This window comes from Stenotrophomonas sp. NPDC077659, from assembly GCF_050268705.1.
Taxonomy (GTDB): Bacteria; Pseudomonadota; Gammaproteobacteria; order Xanthomonadales; family Xanthomonadaceae; genus Stenotrophomonas.
Genome location: NZ_JBNNHG010000076.1, coordinates 1 through 16,914 on the forward strand (window position 1 = coordinate 1; position 16,914 = coordinate 16,914).

The following is a 16,914-nucleotide window of genomic DNA, read 5'->3' on the forward strand; positions in this document are numbered from 1 at the left end:
GTTCAGCCGGAGGATCAGGTACACCAGCAGGTCCAGCGGACCTTCAAACGCATCCAGGATGACTTCCAGCGCATCCGGCGGGATGTACAGGTCCTGCGGAATCTGCAGGACCGGTTGCCCATGCACCACGGCCAGCGGCATTTCCTGCTGCTGGGGGGCGGGCGGCCGGGTTGGCGGGTTCGCGTCGAGCGCGAGTTCGGAAGTCATCTAATGGACAATAGGATTGCAACGGACCAGTCGCGGTGCCGGTTCTGCCGGGCCTTCGCCACGGCGCCGCAGGCACCAGACACGCCGGGATCGGCGCGATTCCACACATATCAAACAGCAGGCCGCGCCGCAGGAAAACGGCGGCGACGGAACTACGGGGAGGTCGTCTACGTGGCCCGGCCGGTTGGCCCGGTTCGAAGCAGCGGTACGGTCGTCGGGGGCTGCGTTGGCCGCAAAAACCGACGGGCTGCTGCATCACGCCACGTGCAATGGTGCCTAGGGTACGGCTTTGCCGGGCCAGTGTCCAGCCGCGCCGGTGGACACTGGCCCTTTGGCTAGAATCGTCGCACCGCAACATGAACGAGGAATACCCGTGTTCTATGTGATTGAAGGTTATGACGGCCAGGATGTCCTGGCGCAGCGGCTGCAGGCCCGGCCCGAACACCTGGCGCGGCTGCGCGCGCTGCGCGACGAGGGACGCCTCCTGCTGGCCGGGCCGTGCCCGGCGATCGACAGCGAGGATCCGGGTCCGGCCGGCTTCAGTGGTTCGGTGGTGATTGCCGCGTTCGAGTCGCTGGCGCAGGCCCGCCAGTGGGCCGATGCCGACCCGTATGTGGCCGCGGGCGTCTACACCCGCGTCGAGGTCCGGCCCTTCCGCAAGGTGCTGCCATGAGCGCGCAGCGCATCGATCTAATGCGTGTTGCACTGCAGCAGGCATTGGCGCCGAGCACGCTGGAGATCGAAGACGACAGCCATCGCCATGCCGGCCATGCCGGAGCGCGCGACGGACGCGGCCATTTCAACGTACTGGTGGTGAGCGAGCAGTTCGCCGGCATGGCCCCGTTGGCGCGCCATCGCGCCGTGTATGCCGCGCTGGGCGGGCTGATGGAGACCGATATCCATGCGCTGTCCATCCGCGCACACACCCTGTCCGAGCAGGGCTGATGGCCTGTCCTGCAAAGTCCTGCCAGGTCCAGGAACAGACCTGTCCACGTCAGATTTCTGTGTCCATCCGAGGACATTCGTCTAACGGAGTGTTTACAACCGCAGATGGAAACGCTTACATTCCGCGCCAAGCTGGTGGGTCCAAGCCGTGGAGGGCGGCTTCGTGAACAAGGCAGCCATAACAATCAAAGACGTCGCACGAGAAGCCCGGGTCTCCGTGGCTACGGTTTCCCGCGCGCTGAACGGGCATGAGAATGTCGCCGAACCGGTCCGCCAGCTTGTGCTGGAGGTCGCCGCACGGCTGCGTTACACCCCGCACGCCGCCGCACGCAGCCTGAGCAGCCGCCGTACCAATACGGTGGGCGTGGTGCTGCCTGATCTGTATGGCGAATTCTTCTCCGAGCTGATGCGCGGCATCGACAACGTTGCCCGCAACCGTCGCCAGCACCTGCTGGTGTCCAGCTACCACGGCGACCAGGTACAGCAGGGCGCCGCTCTGCGTGCCATGCGCGGCCGCGTCGATGGCCTGCTGGTGCTCTCGCCCTATGCCGAGAGCCCCGGCTTCCTCACCGACAACCTGCCGCAGTCGCTGCCCACGGTTCTGATCAACACCTATCTGCCGGGGCAGGATCACCCGGTCCTGAGCATCGACGATCACGCCGGTGCGATGGCCATGACCCGCCACCTGCTCGATGCCGGCCACCGCCGCATCGCGTTCATTTCTGGCCCGGACCTCAACTTCGACGCGCGCGAGCGCCTGCGTGGCTTCCGTGACGCGCTGGCGGCTTTTGGCGGAAGCGCCGAGGGCATCGAGTTGCCCGGTGATTTCGACGAAGCTTCCGGCCATCGCGCCGGTCAGGAGATGCTGGCAGCCGGTGCGCTGCCCGATGCCGTGTTCGCCGCCAACGACATGATGGCCCTGGGGTGCCTGTATGCCTTCGCGCAGGCAGGTATCCACGTGCCTGCCGATGTTGCCTTGGCAGGGTTCGATGACATTCCACTGGCGCGGTTCGTACACCCCTCGTTGACCACCATGCAGGTCAGTATCGCCGAGTTGGGCGATAGGGCGATGACACGTCTGATGCAGTTGATGGACGGCAACACCCCCGAAGGGGCAGGTGACAAGCAGACGCTCGTTCCCCGCCTCGTCGTTCGCGATTCCACCACCCCGCCATCGGGCCATTGAAGCCAGAGGCGTTCTTTCTTTTTTGACTGATCGCAGGTACCGCATCCGCGGATACCGCCACCCGGAGATTGAGTTGATGATGCATTCCACGATCCGCATGCCGGCCCGCCGGCTGCTGAGCACCGCCCTGGTCAGCTGCCTGATGCTGGCCGCCGCCCCGAACGTCATGGCGCAGTCGGCCAACGCCAGCCTGCGCGGCCAGGTGGCCGGCGCCCAGGCCGGTGCGGAAGTCACCGCGACCAACGTGGCCACCGGCACCGTCCGTCGCGGCACCGTGCGCGCCGATGGCAGCTACTCGCTGATGGGCCTGGACCCGGGCACCTATGACGTGGTCGCCAACGGCGAGTCGCAGAAGGTCACCGTCACCGTGGCCTCCACCTCGACGCTGAACTTCGGTGAGGCGGCCGCCACCGGCGGTGGCAACACCGCAGCCACCAACCTGGACACCGTCAACGTCATCGCGCCGACCCTGCTGCAGGAAGTGCGCACCTCCGAAGTCGGCAAGACCGTCAGCCTGCAGCAGATCCAGACCACCCCGCAGGTGTCGCGCAACTTCCTGGAGTTCGCCGACGCGGTGCCGGGCATGATCTTCACCCGTGATGCCAAGGGCAACACCTCGCTGCGCGGCGGTGCCACCAATGCCGACGGCACCAACGTCTACATCGATGGCGTGGGCCAGAAGAGCTACGTCAAGGGCGGCGGCGTTGCTGGCCAGTCCAACAGCGCCGGCAACCCGTTCCCGCAGCTGGCCATCGGTGAATACAAGGTCATCAGCGGCAACTACAAAGCCGAGTATGGCCAGGTGTCGAGCGCCGCAGTGACGGCTGCGACCAAGTCCGGTACCAATGAATTCAAGGGTGAAGCGTTCTACCGCTACACCGATGAAGACATGCGCGCCAAGACCCCGGCCGAGCGCCAGGCAGGCCAGGACAAGATGGTCTCGGCGGAGAAGGAATACGGTTTCGCGCTGGGCGGCCCGATCATCCAGGACAAGGCGCATTTCTTCGTCACCTATGAAGCCAAGCGCTTCGACCTGCCGGTGACCATCGCCCCGTCCGGTTCGGTGACCGGTCTGGTCAACCAGCTGCCGGCAGAAGCGCAGGCAGGCCTGGGCCCGGCCAGCCAGCCGTTCCAGCAGGATCTGATCTTCGGCAAGATCGACTTCGAACTGACCGACAATGACCGTCTGGAGCTGACCGTCCAGGATCGCGACGAGACCCAGCAGGAATTCGCTGACCAGACTGCGAAGGATCACGGCAAGGAAACCAAGAACACCGACCGTCGTTATGCGCTGCGCTGGAACCACAGCGGTGAGCGTTTCTACAACGAAATGATGGTCACCCACGAAGATTCGTTCAACAACCCCAAGCCGCTGACCCTGGGCAACGGTTACAACTACACCGGCCCGGACGGTACCGACGAGCGTGACATCGTCTCGATCGGCGGCGCTTCGGCGTTCTCCTCGCAGGTGAAGGGCCAGAAGGGCTGGTCGATCGAAGACAACCTCACCCTGGATGGCATCGAGTGGGCCGGCGACCACACCATCAAGATGGGTGCCAAGTACAAGAAGATCGACCTGTACGCTTCGGATGCGGCGCAGATCAATCCGCAGTTCTACTACACCGTCGGCAACTCGACCTTCCCGGATGACATCCCGTACAAGGCGCAGTTCGTCAAGCCGGCCACCGGCGTGTCCGGCGTGTCCGGTGAAGTGCGCTCGAAGGTCACCCAGATCGGTCTGTTCATCCAGGACGACTGGCAGGTCAACGACCACCTGCAGCTGAACCTGGGCGTGCGCTGGGATTACGAAAAGAACCCGTCCTACCTGGACTTCGTGACCCCCACCGAAGTGGTCAATGCGCTGAATTCGCAGGACCCGCGTGCTGCTGCTGGCCAGACCTACGCCGATACGCTGGCGCTGGGCGGCCTGGACATCAACGACTACATCAGCAACGGTCACAACCGCAAGGCGTTCAAGGGCGCCTGGCAGCCGCGCGTAGGCTTCTCGTATGACATCAATGCCGACGAGCAGCACGTGATCCACGGTGGTGCCGGCCGCTCCTACGACCGCGACCTGTTCGACTACCTGCAGCTGGAAACCACCAAGCTGGCCCTGCCGCAGCCGACCATCTACTTCCGCAACCCGAGCACCAGTACGTGCTTCCAGGGCAATGCTGCCTGTTATGACTGGAACCCGAACCTGCTCAACGGCATCGGCAACCTGCAGAACCTGATCGGCGCGACCAGCAATGACGGTCTGGAAATCGACCTGCTGAACAACAACCTGAAGGCGCCTTATGCCGACCAGTTCAGCCTGGGCATGAGCAACCAGATCGGTGAGTGGCTGACCGACGCCACCCTCTCGCGTACGCTGACCTACGATGGCTTCGCCTTCACCCTGGGCAACCGCTACCCGACCGGCCAGTTCTTCGATGACCCGCGCCTGTGCGGCGGCACCGACCCGGGCCTGGGCCAGGCCTGGAGCTGCAACGTACCGGGCTTCGGCAGCCTGATCATCGGCCAGCAGGGCATCAAGACCCGTGCGACCCAGGTCCTGCTGTCGGCACAGAAGCCGTTCACCAAGGAAAGCGGCTGGGGCACTTCGATCGCCTACACCTGGACCACCGCGCGCCACAACCGCAACATCGACGAGCACTACTCGTTCGACCGCGGCACCATCGGTGAGTACCCGTTCATCAAGTCCAACGGCGCCCCGCGTCACCGCCTGGTGGTGACCGGTTCGTACGCTGGCTTCTGGGACATCACCTTCGGCGGCAAGCTGACCCTGGCCACCCCGACCGCCGTCAACGACTGGTACGGCGTGCCGCAGGCCAGCGGTTACGATCTGCCAACCCCGGCAGGCGCGTTCCCGGCAGGCAACGGCAAGTTCCTGGTCGGTGGCAAGATCTTCGGCTACCGCTCGGTCGATCTGCAGGCCACCAAGACGTTCAAGATGCCGGGCGATACCGAACTGTACGCACGTATCGACATCATCAACGTCTTCAACTTCGACAACTTCTCCAACTACAACTACTACAAGAATGGCAAGCTGACGGCGAGCTACAACGAGACCGGCGACATTGTCGGTACGCCGCGCCAGGTCAAGGCCGAAGTGGGCTTCCGCTTCTAAGCCAAGGTGCCATGCAGTACCCCGTTGCCAGCGCTCTGCCGCTGGCAACGGAATCTGGCAATGGCCGGCCTGTCGGCCGGTCCATTGTCCAGTCCCTCGGCCACGTTTCGTGGTTTTTTAGGTGCTCGCCGTGTAAACGATTTCAGGTGTTTGGACGTTATGCTCTTCCATCGATCAGCTTTCCGGAGGACCCGCGCCATGCAGGCACGCCACCTGTTGACCGCCGCTGCGATGACCCTGGCCATCGCAGCCTGCAAGCCGGCCCAGCAGGAGCCTGCAAAGCCCAAGCCGCAGGTGATCCTGCTGGAAGCCGACGCACCGCCGCGGCCGATGAAGCCGGAGCTGCCGCCGCTGTTCGATGACATCGAGCGCCGCACCTTCCAGTTCTTCTGGGACACCACCAATGAACTCAACGGCCTGACCCCCGACCGTTACCCGTCGCGTCCGTTTGCCAGCATCGCGTCGGTGGGGTTTGCCCTGACCGCTTACCCGATCGGCATCGAGAATGGTTGGGTCAGCCGCAACCAGGCCATCGACCGTACCCTGACCACCCTGAAGTTTTTCCGCGACGTGCCGATGGGCCCGCAGCGCACCGGCAAGGCAGGCTACAAGGGCTTCTATTACCACTTCCTGGACATGCAGGAAGGCCGCCGCTACGACAGCTGGGTCGAGCTTTCCTCGGTGGATACCGCGCTGCTGATGATGGGCGTGCTGTTTGCCCAGTCGTACTACGATGGCCAGGACCCGCGCGAGAAGGAAATCCGGCAGATTGCCGACCAGCTGTACAAGCAGGTCGACTGGCCGTGGCTGCAGCAGCGTGCGCCGCTGATCTCGATGGGCTGGTTCCCCGAAAGCGGCTTCATCGACCACGACTGGATGGGCTACAACGAGGCGATGATGGTCTACATCCTCGCCCTGGGTTCGCCCAGCCACCCGGTCAGCCCCGATGCGTGGACGGTGTGGACCCGCACCTATGACAACGACTGGGGGGTGTACCAGGGCCAGGAATACCTGTCCTTCGGCCCGCTGTTCGGCCACCAGTACAGCCATGTCTGGATCGACTTCCGCGACATCCAGGATGCGTACATGCGCGAGCGTGGCAGCACCTACTTCCTCAACAGCCGCTCGGCCGCGCTGGCCCAGCGTGAATACGCCATCGCCAATCCGATGCAGTGGAAGGACTACGGCGAGAACGTGTGGGGCCTGACCGCCAGCGATGGACCGCAGAACACCACCCAGGACTACCGGGGCGAGCAGCGCCAGTTCCGCCATTACTCTTCGCGCGGCGCGGGCCTGCGCGAGAACTTCGATGACGGCACCATCGCCCCGACCGCAGCGGTGTCCTCCATCGTGTTCGCCCCCGAAGAAGTGATCCCGGCCACGCTGGAGATGCACAAGCGCTTCGGCGACTACATCTACTCCAGCTACGGCTTCCTGGATTCGTTCAACCCCAGCTTCAACTACGACATCCCGATCAAGACCGGCCGCATGGTGCCGGACCGCGGCTGGGTGGCCAGCGATTACATCGCCATCGACCAGGGCCCGATCCTGACGATGATCGCCAACTACCGCAATGACTTCGTCTGGGAAGTCATGAAGAAGAATCCGTACATCCGCAAGGGCCTGGAACGGGCGGGTTTCAGCGGTGGCTGGCTGGCCCCGGAAGGGTCGTTCCAGCCGCTGGTGCTGGAAAAGGATGAAAAGGCCGCCGCCGCACGCGCGGTCGGTATCGCAGAATCACGCGCGGCCGCCGCGCAGGAACAGAAGAACAATGCCAACCGCAACACCGGCCAGGGGAAGTAACAAGGTGCACGACTGGATTGACCGCCTGCGGCGCTGGGCACTGCCTGCGATGGCCGCACTGGCCATGGCAGGCTGCGCGCGCAGCGAACAGGGCACCACCACGGTCCGCTTCTGGGCCATGGGCCGCGAGGCCGAAGTGGTGAGCGAACTCATCCACGAGTTCGAGGCCGAGAACCCCGGCATCAAGGTGGATGTGCAGAACATTCCCTGGACGGCCGCGCACGAGAAGCTGCTGACCGCCTTCGCCGCCGATGGGTTGCCCGATGTCTGCCAGCTCGGCAACACCTGGGTGCCCGAATTTGCCGAACTCGATGCGCTGACCCCGCTGCAGCCGTTCGTGCAGCATTCGTCGGTGGTCGATCCGCAGGATTACTTCCAGGGCATCTGGGATACCAACGTGATCCATGGCGAGCTGGTCGGCGTGCCGTGGTATGTCGATACGCGCCTGATCTATTACCGCAAGGACCTGCTGGCCAAGGCCGGTTTCGACCATCCGCCGCGTACCTGGGCGGAATGGGACCAGCAGATGGCCGCGATCAAGAAGATGCAGGGCCCGAACCGCTATGCGGTGCTGATGCCGATCAACGAGTTCGAGCAGCAGCTGTCACTGGCCCTGCAGCAGCCTGACCCGCTGCTGCGTGACGATGATACCCGCGGCAACTTCTCCAGCCCGGGCTTCCGCCGCACCCTGGCCTTCTACGGCAACATGTTCGAGCAGGGCTGGGCGCCGAAGATGTCCGAGACGCAGATCTCCAACGTCTGGGAGGAATTCTTCCGCGGCTTCAACGTGTTCTATATTTCCGGCCCCTGGAACATCCGCGAATTCAAGAAGCTGCAGCCCAGGGAACTGGAAGGGCAGTGGGCAACGGCCGCGCTGCCGGGCCCGGACGGTCCGGGCGCAGGCATCGCCGGTGGCACCAGCCTGGTGATCTTCCGCAAGTCGCAGCAGAAGGAAGCCTCCTGGAAGCTGATCGAGTTCCTGTCGCGCCCGGAAATCCAGGCCCGCTTCCACGCCATCATCGGTGACCTGCCGCCGCGCCGCAGTACCTGGAACACCCCGTCGCTGGCCGACGATCCGCTTGCCGCCGCGTTCCGTGACCAGCTGGAGCGCGTCAAGCCGACGCCGAAGGTGCTCGAATGGGAGCGCATCGTGCAGGAAATGCGCATCGTCACCGAAAAGGTGGTCCGTGGTGGCCTGCCGCAGGACAAGGCTGTGAAAGAGCTGGACCAGCGCGTGGACAAGGTGCTGGCCAAGCGCCGCTGGATGCATGAACAACAACGCCTGCATCGCAGCGACGCCCCTTCGGGCTCGACCAGTGCAGTCGCGGCCGGGAGCCCGCAATGAAACGTTCGTCCCTCGCCGGCTGGATATTCGCCGGCCCCTCGCTCATCGTTTTGGGCGTGTTCTTCGGCCTGCCGGTCGCCTCGGCGCTCGCCCTGAGCGTGACCGATTTCGACCTGTACGCGCTGGCTGACAGCAGCAATCTGCGCTTTGTCGGGCTGGGCAACTACATCGATCTGCTGCAGACCCCGATGTTCTGGAAGTCGCTGTGGAACACCACCTACTTCGTGGTGATCGGCGTGCCGCTGTCGATCAGTGTGTCGCTGGGCGCGGCGATGCTGCTCAATGCGCCGGCCGCGCGCTTCAAGGCGCTGTTCCGTACCGCGCTGTTCGCCCCGGTGGTAACCACCCTGGTGGCGGTGGCAGTGATCTGGCGCTACCTGTTCCATACCAGCTACGGCCTGGTGAACTACGGCCTGGGCCACCTCGGCATCAGTCCCATCGACTGGCTGGGCGACCCCACCTGGGCCATGCCCACCATCATGCTGTTCGCCGTGTGGAAGAACTTCGGCTACAACATGGTGATCTTCCTTGCCGGCCTGCAGGCCATTCCGCATGATCTGTACGAAGCGGCGCGCATCGATGGCGCCTCGCGCTGGAAGCAGTTCCTGCACATCACCCTGCCGATGCTTGGCCCGGTGCTGCTGGTGGTCGGCGTCATTACCGTGTCCGGCTACTTCCAGCTGTTCGCCGAACCGTATGTCATGACCCGCGGCGACCCACTGCAGAGCACCGTCAGCGTGCTGTATTTCATGTTCGAGGAAGGCTTCAAGTGGTGGAACCTGGGACGCGCCTCGGCTGTGGCGTTCCTGCTGTTCCTGATCATCCTGGCGGTGACCACCGTGATGCTGCGTTTCGGCCGCAGGAGGCAGTTGGTATGAGTCGTGAGATCGGCCAGTCGCGCTGGCACCCGTGGATGATCAATGGCGCGTTGCTGGTGCTGGCCCTGGTCAGCCTGGCACCGCTGTTGTGGATGCTCTCGGTGTCGTTCATGCCGCAGGGCGAGGCGACCCATTTCCCGCCTCCGCTGCTGCCTTCGCACGTCACCACCCACAACTACCATGAGCTGTTCGCGCGCACCGGCATGGGCGGCAACTTCGCCAACAGCCTGCTGGTGTCGGTGGCGATCACCTTCGGTTCGCTGCTGCTCAACACGATGGCCGGCTATGCGTTCGCCAAGCTGAACTTCGTCGGCCGCGAACGCCTGTTCCAGGTCTTGATGGCCGCGCTGGTGATCCCGGCACAGGTGGCGATGCTGCCGCTGTTCCTGCTGATGAAGCAGCTGGGCCTGGTCAACAGCTTCGGCGGTGTGATCGTGCCGGCCCTGGCCAGCGTGTTCGGCATCTTCCTGGTGCGCCAGTACGCCCGTTCCATCCCGGACGAGCTGCTGGAGGCGGCGCGCATCGACGGCGCGGGTGAGCTGCGGATCTTCTTCCAGATCGTGCTGCCGATGCTCAAGCCGGTGCTGGTGACCCTGGCGATCTTTACCTTCATGGGCGCGTGGAACGATTTCATGTGGCCGTTGATCGTCTTGACCGACCAGGAGCACTACACTCTGCCGGTGGCGCTGGCCACCCTCTCGCGCGAGCACATCATGGACGTGGAAATGATGATGGCCGGTGCGGTGGTCACCGTGGTCCCGGTGCTGGCCCTGTTCCTGGTCCTGCAGCGGTACTACATCCAAGGTCTGTTGCTGGGGAGTGTCAAGGGATGAAGCGAGCGATCGCCGTTGGATTGGGCCTGTTGTGGACCTCCCTGGCGATCGCCGCACCACCGGCGCTGCCGGCCCCCAAGGTGCTGGATGACTTCGATGACATCAATGCATGGAAGCTCGTGCTGTCCGACCAGGTCAGCGGTTCGCTGCGGTCGGTCAGCGGCGCAGGCGGCGGCCGCGCGCTGTGCCTGGATTATGACTTCCACAAGGTCTCCGGCTATGTGGGCATCCGCCGTGCGCTGAACATCGAGTACCCGGCCAATTACCGGTTCGGCTTCCAGCTGCGCGGCGATTCACCGCGCAACGACCTGCAGTTCAAGCTGATCGATGCCAGCGGCGACAACGTCTGGTGGGTCAACCGGCCCGGCTACAGCTTCAACAAGGCTTGGACGCCGGTGGAATACCGCCGCCGGCAGATCGACAAGGCCTGGGGGCCTTCGGCTGAAAAGGAGATGGCGAAGAGCGCTGCCGTCGAGTTCACCATCTACAGCAAGGTCGGTGGCCGCGGCACGGTGTGCTTCGACAAGCTGACCCTGCAGGGCCTGCCGCCGCAGGATGATTCGGCGCTGATGCCGTCGGTGATCGCCGATACGGCCACCGCGCTGCAGGACCGCATGATCGACGGCAGGAGCGATACCTTCTGGGTCAGCGGCGGGGTCAAGCAGCAGACCATCAGCCTGGATCTGCACAAGAGCCGCGAGATCGGCGGCGCGGTGATCGACTGGCTGCCCAACCTGGAAGCGACCCGCTATACGGTGCGTACCTCCGAAGATGGTCGCGACTGGCGCACGGTGCGTGAAGTCACCGGCGGCGCGGGCGGCCGCGACTGGCTGGCGCTGCCCGATACCGACGCGCGCTACGTGCGTTTCGACCTGGAAGACGGCCCGAACTGGCGTTATGCCATCCGTGACATCACGCTGAAACCGCTGGCCTTTGCCGCCACGCCCAATGCCTTCCTGTCCTCGGTGGCTGCCGACCTGCCGCGTGGTTCGCTGCCGCGTGCGTATGTGGGCGAGCAGCCGTACTGGACTTTGCTGGGCCTGGATGGCGGCCAGGAGCAGGCGCTCATCAGCGAGGATGGCGCGCTCGAGCCGGCCAAGGGCAGCTTCAGCATCGAGCCGTTCATCCGCATGGACGGCAAGCTGCTGGACTGGTCCAGCGTCGCTGCCACGCAATCGCTGCAGGACCGCTACCTGCCCATCGCCACGGTCGACTGGGTGCATGAGAAGGCCGGGCTGTCGGTCACCAGTTTCGTGCAGGGCACGCCTGAGCGCGCCCAGCTGATCGGCCGCTACCGCCTGAGCAACCCGGACAAGGTCGCCCACGAGTACACCCTGGCGCTGGCCATCCGGCCCTGGCAGGTCAACCCGCCAACCCAGTTCCTCAACACCACCGGTGGCTTCAGCCGCATCGACGCACTGGACGTGGGCGAGCAGCTGGTGAAGGTCAACGGCGAGCCGCGCATCTACCCGCTGCAGGTGCCCGACGCACGCTTTGCCACGACCTTCGACGGCAAGCTCGATGCCATGCACCTTGCCTCCGGCAAGTTCCCGGCGACCACGGCGGTGAAGGATTCCACCGGCCTGGCCTCCGGCGCCCTGCTGTACACGATCAAGCTCGAACCCGGGCAGAGCCGCGAGGTGGCCGTGGTGCTGCCGCAGACCGGTGGCTGGAAGCCGCAGGCGCTGGACGTGGCCAAGGCACAGCAGCAGGTCGCTGCGATGTGGCGCGACAAGCTGGGCGTGGTCAGCCTGCAGGTGCCGGCGGCGGGGCAGCCGCTGGTGGAGACCCTGCGTACCGCCGTGGCGCACATGCTGATTTCGCGGGTCGGCCCGCGCCTGCAGCCGGGTACGCGCTCGTACGCGCGCAGCTGGATCCGCGATGGCGCAATGATTTCCGAAGGCCTGCTGCGCATGGGCCGCAGCGATGCCGTGCGCGATTACGTGACCTGGTATGCGCCGTTCCAGTTCGAGAACGGCAAGGTGCCGTGCTGCGTCGATGCACGTGGCAGCGACCCGGTGCCGGAGAACGACAGCCACGGCGAGCTGATCTACAACATCGCCGAGTACTGGCGGTACACCGGCGACGGCACCTTCCTGGAGCTGATGTGGCCGCACGTGCAGGGCGCCTACCAGTACATGGAGCAGCTGCGCGCCAGCGAGCGCACCGAGGAGAACCGTGCACGCAACCCGGCCTTTTACGGGATGATGCCGGCTTCGATCAGCCACGAAGGCTATTCGGCCAAGCCGATGCACTCGTACTGGGACAACTTCTGGGCACTGCGCGGCTACAAGGATGCAGCGCAGGTGGCCGCGCAGCTGGGCAAGCTGGAAGCCATGCAGATCAGCGAGTCGCGCGACCAGTTCCGCGACGATCTGCAGGCTTCACTGCAGTCGGCCATGCAGCAGCACAACATCAACTATCTGCCCGGCTCGGCCGAGCTGGGCGACTTCGACGCGACCTCCACCACCATCGCACTGGCGCCGGGCGGCGAGCAGGGCCGTTTGCCGCAGCAGGCGCTGGAGGCGACCTTCGAGCGCTACTGGAGCGAATTCGTCGCGCGCCGCGACGGCAAGCGCGAGTGGAAGGACTACACCCCTTACGAGTGGCGCAATGTCGCCGCGTTCGTGCGCCTGGGCTGGCGTGATCGTGCCTGGCAGGCCACTCAGTTCTTCTTCAAGGACCGTGCACCGCAGGCCTGGAACCAGTGGGCTGAAGTGGTCTCGCGCACGCCACGCAAACCGTTCTTCGTCGGCGACCTGCCACATGCGTGGGTGGCGTCGGACTTCGTGCGTTCGGCGCTGGACATGTTCGCCTACACCCGCGATGCCGATGAGGCGCTGGTGCTGGCCGCCGGCATTCCCACCGCCTGGTTGCAGGGGGATGGCATCGCGGTACAGGGCCTGCGCACGCCGCAGGGCCAGCTGAACTACAGCCTGCAGCGCAGTGACAAGCAGCTGGTGCTGGACCTGCAGCCGGGCCTGGTGCCGCCGCCGGGTGGCGTGGTACTGCCGTGGCCGTACAGCGGCGAACCGGGCGACGCCACCGTCAATGGCGAGCCGGCCGAATGGAGCAACCGCGAACTGCGCGTGCACCAGCTGCCGGCACGGATCGAGATCGACGTGCCAAGCGCGGTGCGCCGCGCAGAACGCAAGGGGCAGTAAGCATGGCGTTGAAGCAGGGACGGGCGCGCGTAGCACTGCGCACCCTGGGGCTGGCAATCGCGTTGGCGTTGCCGGGGTTGGCCATGGCGCAGCTGTCGGGTGAACCCGCCGTTGTGGCGGTATCGACCGCGCCCGGCATGGGCATGGTGACCTTCAACCTGCACCATGACCGCGAGGACTGGCCGACCCGGCGGCGCACGATCGTCGCTGAGCTCAAGCGCCTGCAGCCCGATGCCATCGCCCTGCAGGAAGTGATCCAGCGCCGCGACGTGCGCAACCAGGCACAGTGGCTGGCCAGCCAGCTCGGCTACAAGTACGTCTTCGTTTCCACCGATCCGGTGGGTGCGCCCAAGCGCTACGGCAACGCGCTGCTGACCCGGCGCCCGATCCTGGCCCATGGCGAGCACCTGCTGCGGCCGCTGGATGACTACCGCACCGTGGCCCACCTGCGCATCGACGTGGACGGGCAGCCGGTGAACGTCTACGCCACGCATCTGAACGAGCGCAGCGACGAGCGTGGCCAAGGCATCCGCCGCAGCCAGGTGGACGACCTGCTGCGCTACATCACCGAAACCTCGGCCGGCGCGCCGGTGGTGATCGCCGGCGACTTCAACGCGCTGGTCGATGCGGGCGACCTGAGCGAGCTGCGCAGCCATTACGGCGACAGCTATGGCAGCGTGCATGTGAACACCGACCTGGCCGGCGTCAGTACCTTGAACCGGCATTACTACCAGGCGCCCTCGCGCATCGACCACATCTTCTACCAGCAGGACCAGATGGTCGCGCGCGAAGCGAAGATCCTGTTCGACCAGCCTGACGACAGCGGTCGCTGGGCGTCGGATCATTACGGGGTCTGGACCCGGTTGCAGTTCGCCCCGGCGCGCTGACGCTGCGGGATTTCATGTTCAGGGAGGTGCCAACCTTGGTTGGCACGGGCGTGTCCGCGTGCATTTAACCCACGGCGCCAACCAAGGTTGGCTTCTACCAAGGCAGTGCCCGTACAGCGCGGGCCTGGCGCACAATCAAAAACGGCGGGGATCATCGATCCCCGCCGTTTCGATTTACGCGATCAACGAACGATCAATTCGCCGGCGGCGTGCGCTTGGCGGCCTCTTCGTATTCGTCCGAGGCCTGGGCATCAGCGGCCTGGCTGGCCGAATCGGCATGGCCATCAGCCACCGGGTCGATGGACGGCGTGACCACCGCCTCGGCCACCGGGGCGGCGGTTTCGACCGGTGCGGCCTCGACGGCGACCGGTGCGGCCGGCTGCTCGATGACCGGTGCGGTTTCGACCACCGGGGGCGCTTCAACGGCCGGCTTCGCTTCAACCACCGGAGCGGGCTCCATGACCGGCGCAGCGTCGACGACGACCGGGGCCGGGGCGGCCACCGGAGCAGTCTCCTCGACAACCGCCGTGGCTTCGACGGCCGGTGCTTCCGGCTGGGCCGGGGTTGCGGCGTCGATCGCGTCCAGCATGCTGGTCTGCACCGGCTGCGGGGCCGGCTCGGCCTTGATGACCGGTGCCGGAGCTGCAGCTTCCTGCGAAGGAGCGACTGCTTCGACCACGGCGCTGCTCACGGCAGCCACCGGGGCGGCAGCGGCAACGGCGACCGGTGCACGGGCCGGCTTTTCAGCTTCAACGGCGACCGGCTCGACTTCATCATCGAAATCGAATTCCGGCTGCGAGCGCGACGGCTGCGCGGCGGCGACCGGAGCGGCCTCGGCGGCAGCGTCGGCAGCCTGGTCGGCGCTGTCGTTGTCATCGCCTTCGTCACCGTCGTCCTGGTCATCGCCCAGGGCATCGGTACCGGCGGCATTCTCGGCGCCACCACGGCGACGACGACGGCCACCGCGACGGCCACGACGGCGGCGGGTCGCGCCTTCGCCGGCCTGTTCGCCTGCGGCGTCGGTTGCGGCATCTTCGCCGGACACGGCAGCCGCGTCGGCGTCCGTACCTGCAGCTACCGTGGCATCGGCCACCGGTGCGGCATCAGCCACCACCACGTCGGCGACCGGTGCAGCCGGTGCCACCGGAGCGGCCGGTGCGGTGCCTTCCTGCGCGGTCACCGCGTTGGCGGCGACGGCGGTCGCGGCCACGGCGGCAGCCGCGGTTGCGGTGTCGACCGGTGCTTCGGCGGCGGCGCGCTGCGGCTTCTCGGCCGGCTTCTCGCCGTCCTGCTGCGGACGTGGCTGCTTCGGCTGCTTCAGCTTCGGCTGCTGCGGGTTCTGGCCCTGCTGCTCGTTGCGCGGCTGCTTCTGCTGCTGCGGCTGGCCGTCCTTCTGCTGGGCGTCCTTCTGCCTGCCCTGCTGCGGCTGCTGCTGGGAATTGCCGTTGTTGTTGCCACCCTGGCGGCCATCCTTGCGCTGCTCACCGCGGTCCTTGCGGTTGCCGCTGTCCTTCTGCTGCTGCGTATTGCCGTTGCCACCGTTGCCACGGCTGTCGTCGCGACGGTCCTTGCGGTCCTTGTTGCGATCCTTGTTGCGGTCCCTGCGGCCGCCATCCTGCTGCGGCTGGCGGGCTGCCGGGGCCGGAGCGGGGGCCGGAGCCGGTTCGCCACCGAAGATGCGCTTCAGCCAGCCGACGACGCCGCCACTGGCGGCCGCTGCCGGGGCAGCGGCGACCGGTGCCGGGGCCGGAGCGGCCACCGGTTCGGCTTCGGCACGCACCGGGGCCGGTGCGGTGTGCTTGACCTGGGTCACGGCCGGCGGCGGGATGTTCAGCTGGCCCTTGGTCAGGGCGTGCACCGGCAGCTTGCGCGGCGTGCCACGCTGGTAGCTCGGCTTGCTGCTGTCTTCACCCAGCTCGTTCTCGCGCAGGCGGGTCACGGTGTAGTGCGGGGTGTGCAGCTGCTCGTCGGCGACGATCACGATCGGCGCTTCGTGGCGCTGCTCGATCTCGCGCAGGGCGCTGCGCTTCTCGTTCAGCAGGTAATTGGCGATCTCCACCGGGGCCTGGACCAGCACCTGTCCGGTGTTCTCCTTCATCGCATGCTCTTCGGCGACGCGGATGATCGACAGCGACAGCGATTCGACGCTGCGCATGCGGCCGTGGCCGTCACAACGCGGGCAGACGATCTGGCTGGACTCACCCAGGCTCGGGCGCAGGCGCTGGCGGCTCATTTCGAGCAGGCCGAAGCGCGAGATGCGGCCGACCTGGACGCGCGCGCGGTCGTACTTCAGCGCGTTGGCCAGGCGGTTCTCGACCTCACGCTGGTGCTTGTTGGAGGCCATGTCGATGAAATCGATGACCACCAGGCCGCCCAGGTCGCGCAGGCGCAGCTGGCGGGCCACTTCCTCGGCCGCTTCCAGGTTGGTCTGGAAGGCGGTGTCCTCGATGTCGCTGCCCTTGGTGGCGCGCGAGGAGTTGGCTGCCAGGGGTTGTTGGAATCGAGCTTCTCGCGGCGCCATTCGGCACCGGCGGCG

Annotated in this window: 11 protein-coding genes and 1 pseudogene; 10 read left to right on the top strand and 2 right to left on the bottom strand. The window is 65.9% G+C overall.

Going from position 1 to position 16,914, the window contains the following annotated elements; translation table 11 throughout:
- A pseudogene (locus tag ACQKDV_RS12010) lies at positions 1 to 207 on the bottom strand (segregation/condensation protein A); the annotation flags it as partial.
- A gap of 373 nt (positions 208 to 580) precedes the next feature.
- On the opposite strand from ACQKDV_RS12010, the gene ACQKDV_RS12015 reads away from it, so the two are divergent.
- The 10 genes from ACQKDV_RS12015 to ACQKDV_RS12060 all read left to right on the top strand — a co-directional run bounded on the left by ACQKDV_RS12015 (position 581) and on the right by ACQKDV_RS12060 (position 14,378).
- Positions 581 to 880, top strand: a complete 300-nt coding sequence (locus ACQKDV_RS12015) for a YciI family protein (RefSeq protein WP_427783962.1) — start codon at positions 581 to 583, stop codon at positions 878 to 880.
- Positions 877 to 1,152: a BolA family protein gene (locus ACQKDV_RS12020; protein WP_427783963.1), complete on the top strand. Its 276-nt coding sequence runs from the start codon at positions 877 to 879 to the stop codon at positions 1,150 to 1,152. The genes ACQKDV_RS12015 and ACQKDV_RS12020 overlap by 4 nt, the downstream gene beginning before the upstream one ends.
- Before the next feature lie 148 nt (positions 1,153 to 1,300).
- Positions 1,301 to 2,338, top strand: coding sequence for a LacI family DNA-binding transcriptional regulator (locus tag ACQKDV_RS12025; protein ID WP_427783964.1), 1,038 nt, complete (start codon positions 1,301 to 1,303; stop codon positions 2,336 to 2,338).
- A 76-nt stretch (positions 2,339 to 2,414) separates the two neighbouring features.
- A complete protein-coding gene (locus ACQKDV_RS12030) occupies positions 2,415 to 5,468 on the top strand; it encodes a TonB-dependent receptor (protein WP_427783965.1) in 3,054 nt (1,017 codons plus the stop codon).
- 198 nt (positions 5,469 to 5,666) lie between these two features.
- Positions 5,667 to 7,271: a glucoamylase family protein gene (locus ACQKDV_RS12035; RefSeq protein WP_427783966.1), complete on the top strand. Its 1,605-nt coding sequence runs from the start codon at positions 5,667 to 5,669 to the stop codon at positions 7,269 to 7,271.
- Between the two features lie 49 nt (positions 7,272 to 7,320).
- On the top strand, positions 7,321 to 8,616 hold the full coding sequence (locus tag ACQKDV_RS12040; RefSeq protein ID WP_427783971.1) for a sugar ABC transporter substrate-binding protein: 1,296 nt from the start codon (positions 7,321 to 7,323) through the stop codon (positions 8,614 to 8,616).
- The gene (locus ACQKDV_RS12045) at positions 8,613 to 9,494 is read left to right on the top strand and encodes a carbohydrate ABC transporter permease (protein WP_427783967.1); all 882 of its coding nucleotides are present in this window, start codon (positions 8,613 to 8,615) and stop codon (positions 9,492 to 9,494) included. Before ACQKDV_RS12040 ends, ACQKDV_RS12045 begins: the two co-directional genes overlap by 4 nt.
- Complete coding sequence (locus ACQKDV_RS12050; protein ID WP_108765638.1) at positions 9,491 to 10,327, top strand: carbohydrate ABC transporter permease; 837 nt, start codon at positions 9,491 to 9,493, stop codon at positions 10,325 to 10,327. The genes ACQKDV_RS12045 and ACQKDV_RS12050 overlap by 4 nt, the downstream gene beginning before the upstream one ends.
- Complete coding sequence (locus ACQKDV_RS12055) at positions 10,324 to 13,491, top strand: discoidin domain-containing protein (RefSeq protein WP_427783968.1); 3,168 nt, start codon at positions 10,324 to 10,326, stop codon at positions 13,489 to 13,491. Before ACQKDV_RS12050 ends, ACQKDV_RS12055 begins: the two co-directional genes overlap by 4 nt.
- A 2-nt stretch (positions 13,492 to 13,493) precedes the next feature.
- Entirely contained in the window at positions 13,494 to 14,378 is an 885-nt protein-coding gene (locus tag ACQKDV_RS12060; protein ID WP_427783969.1) for an endonuclease/exonuclease/phosphatase family protein, read from the top strand.
- Positions 14,379 to 14,571: 193 nt separating this feature from the next.
- On the opposite strand, the gene ACQKDV_RS12065 is transcribed toward ACQKDV_RS12060, so the two are convergent.
- Positions 14,572 to 16,914 (bottom strand): ribonuclease E/G (locus ACQKDV_RS12065; protein ID WP_427783970.1); only part of this gene is annotated, 2,343 nt, incomplete at its 5' end.

What these genes read in the sequence shown, in the direction of transcription:
- ACQKDV_RS12055 (WP_427783968.1), top strand. Translation starts at nt 10,324, where the DNA reads ATGAAGCGAGCGATCGCCGTTGGATTGGGCCTGTTGTGGACCTCCCTG.
- ACQKDV_RS12035 (WP_427783966.1), top strand. Translation starts at nt 5,667, where the DNA reads ATGCAGGCACGCCACCTGTTGACCGCCGCTGCGATGACCCTGGCCATC.
- ACQKDV_RS12020 (WP_427783963.1), top strand. Translation starts at nt 877, where the DNA reads ATGAGCGCGCAGCGCATCGATCTAATGCGTGTTGCACTGCAGCAGGCA.
- ACQKDV_RS12030 (WP_427783965.1), top strand. Translation starts at nt 2,415, where the DNA reads ATGATGCATTCCACGATCCGCATGCCGGCCCGCCGGCTGCTGAGCACC.
- ACQKDV_RS12045 (WP_427783967.1), top strand. Translation starts at nt 8,613, where the DNA reads ATGAAACGTTCGTCCCTCGCCGGCTGGATATTCGCCGGCCCCTCGCTC.
- ACQKDV_RS12050 (WP_108765638.1), top strand. Translation starts at nt 9,491, where the DNA reads ATGAGTCGTGAGATCGGCCAGTCGCGCTGGCACCCGTGGATGATCAAT.
- ACQKDV_RS12040 (WP_427783971.1), top strand. Translation starts at nt 7,321, where the DNA reads ATGGCCGCACTGGCCATGGCAGGCTGCGCGCGCAGCGAACAGGGCACC.
- ACQKDV_RS12060 (WP_427783969.1), top strand. Translation starts at nt 13,494, where the DNA reads ATGGCGTTGAAGCAGGGACGGGCGCGCGTAGCACTGCGCACCCTGGGG.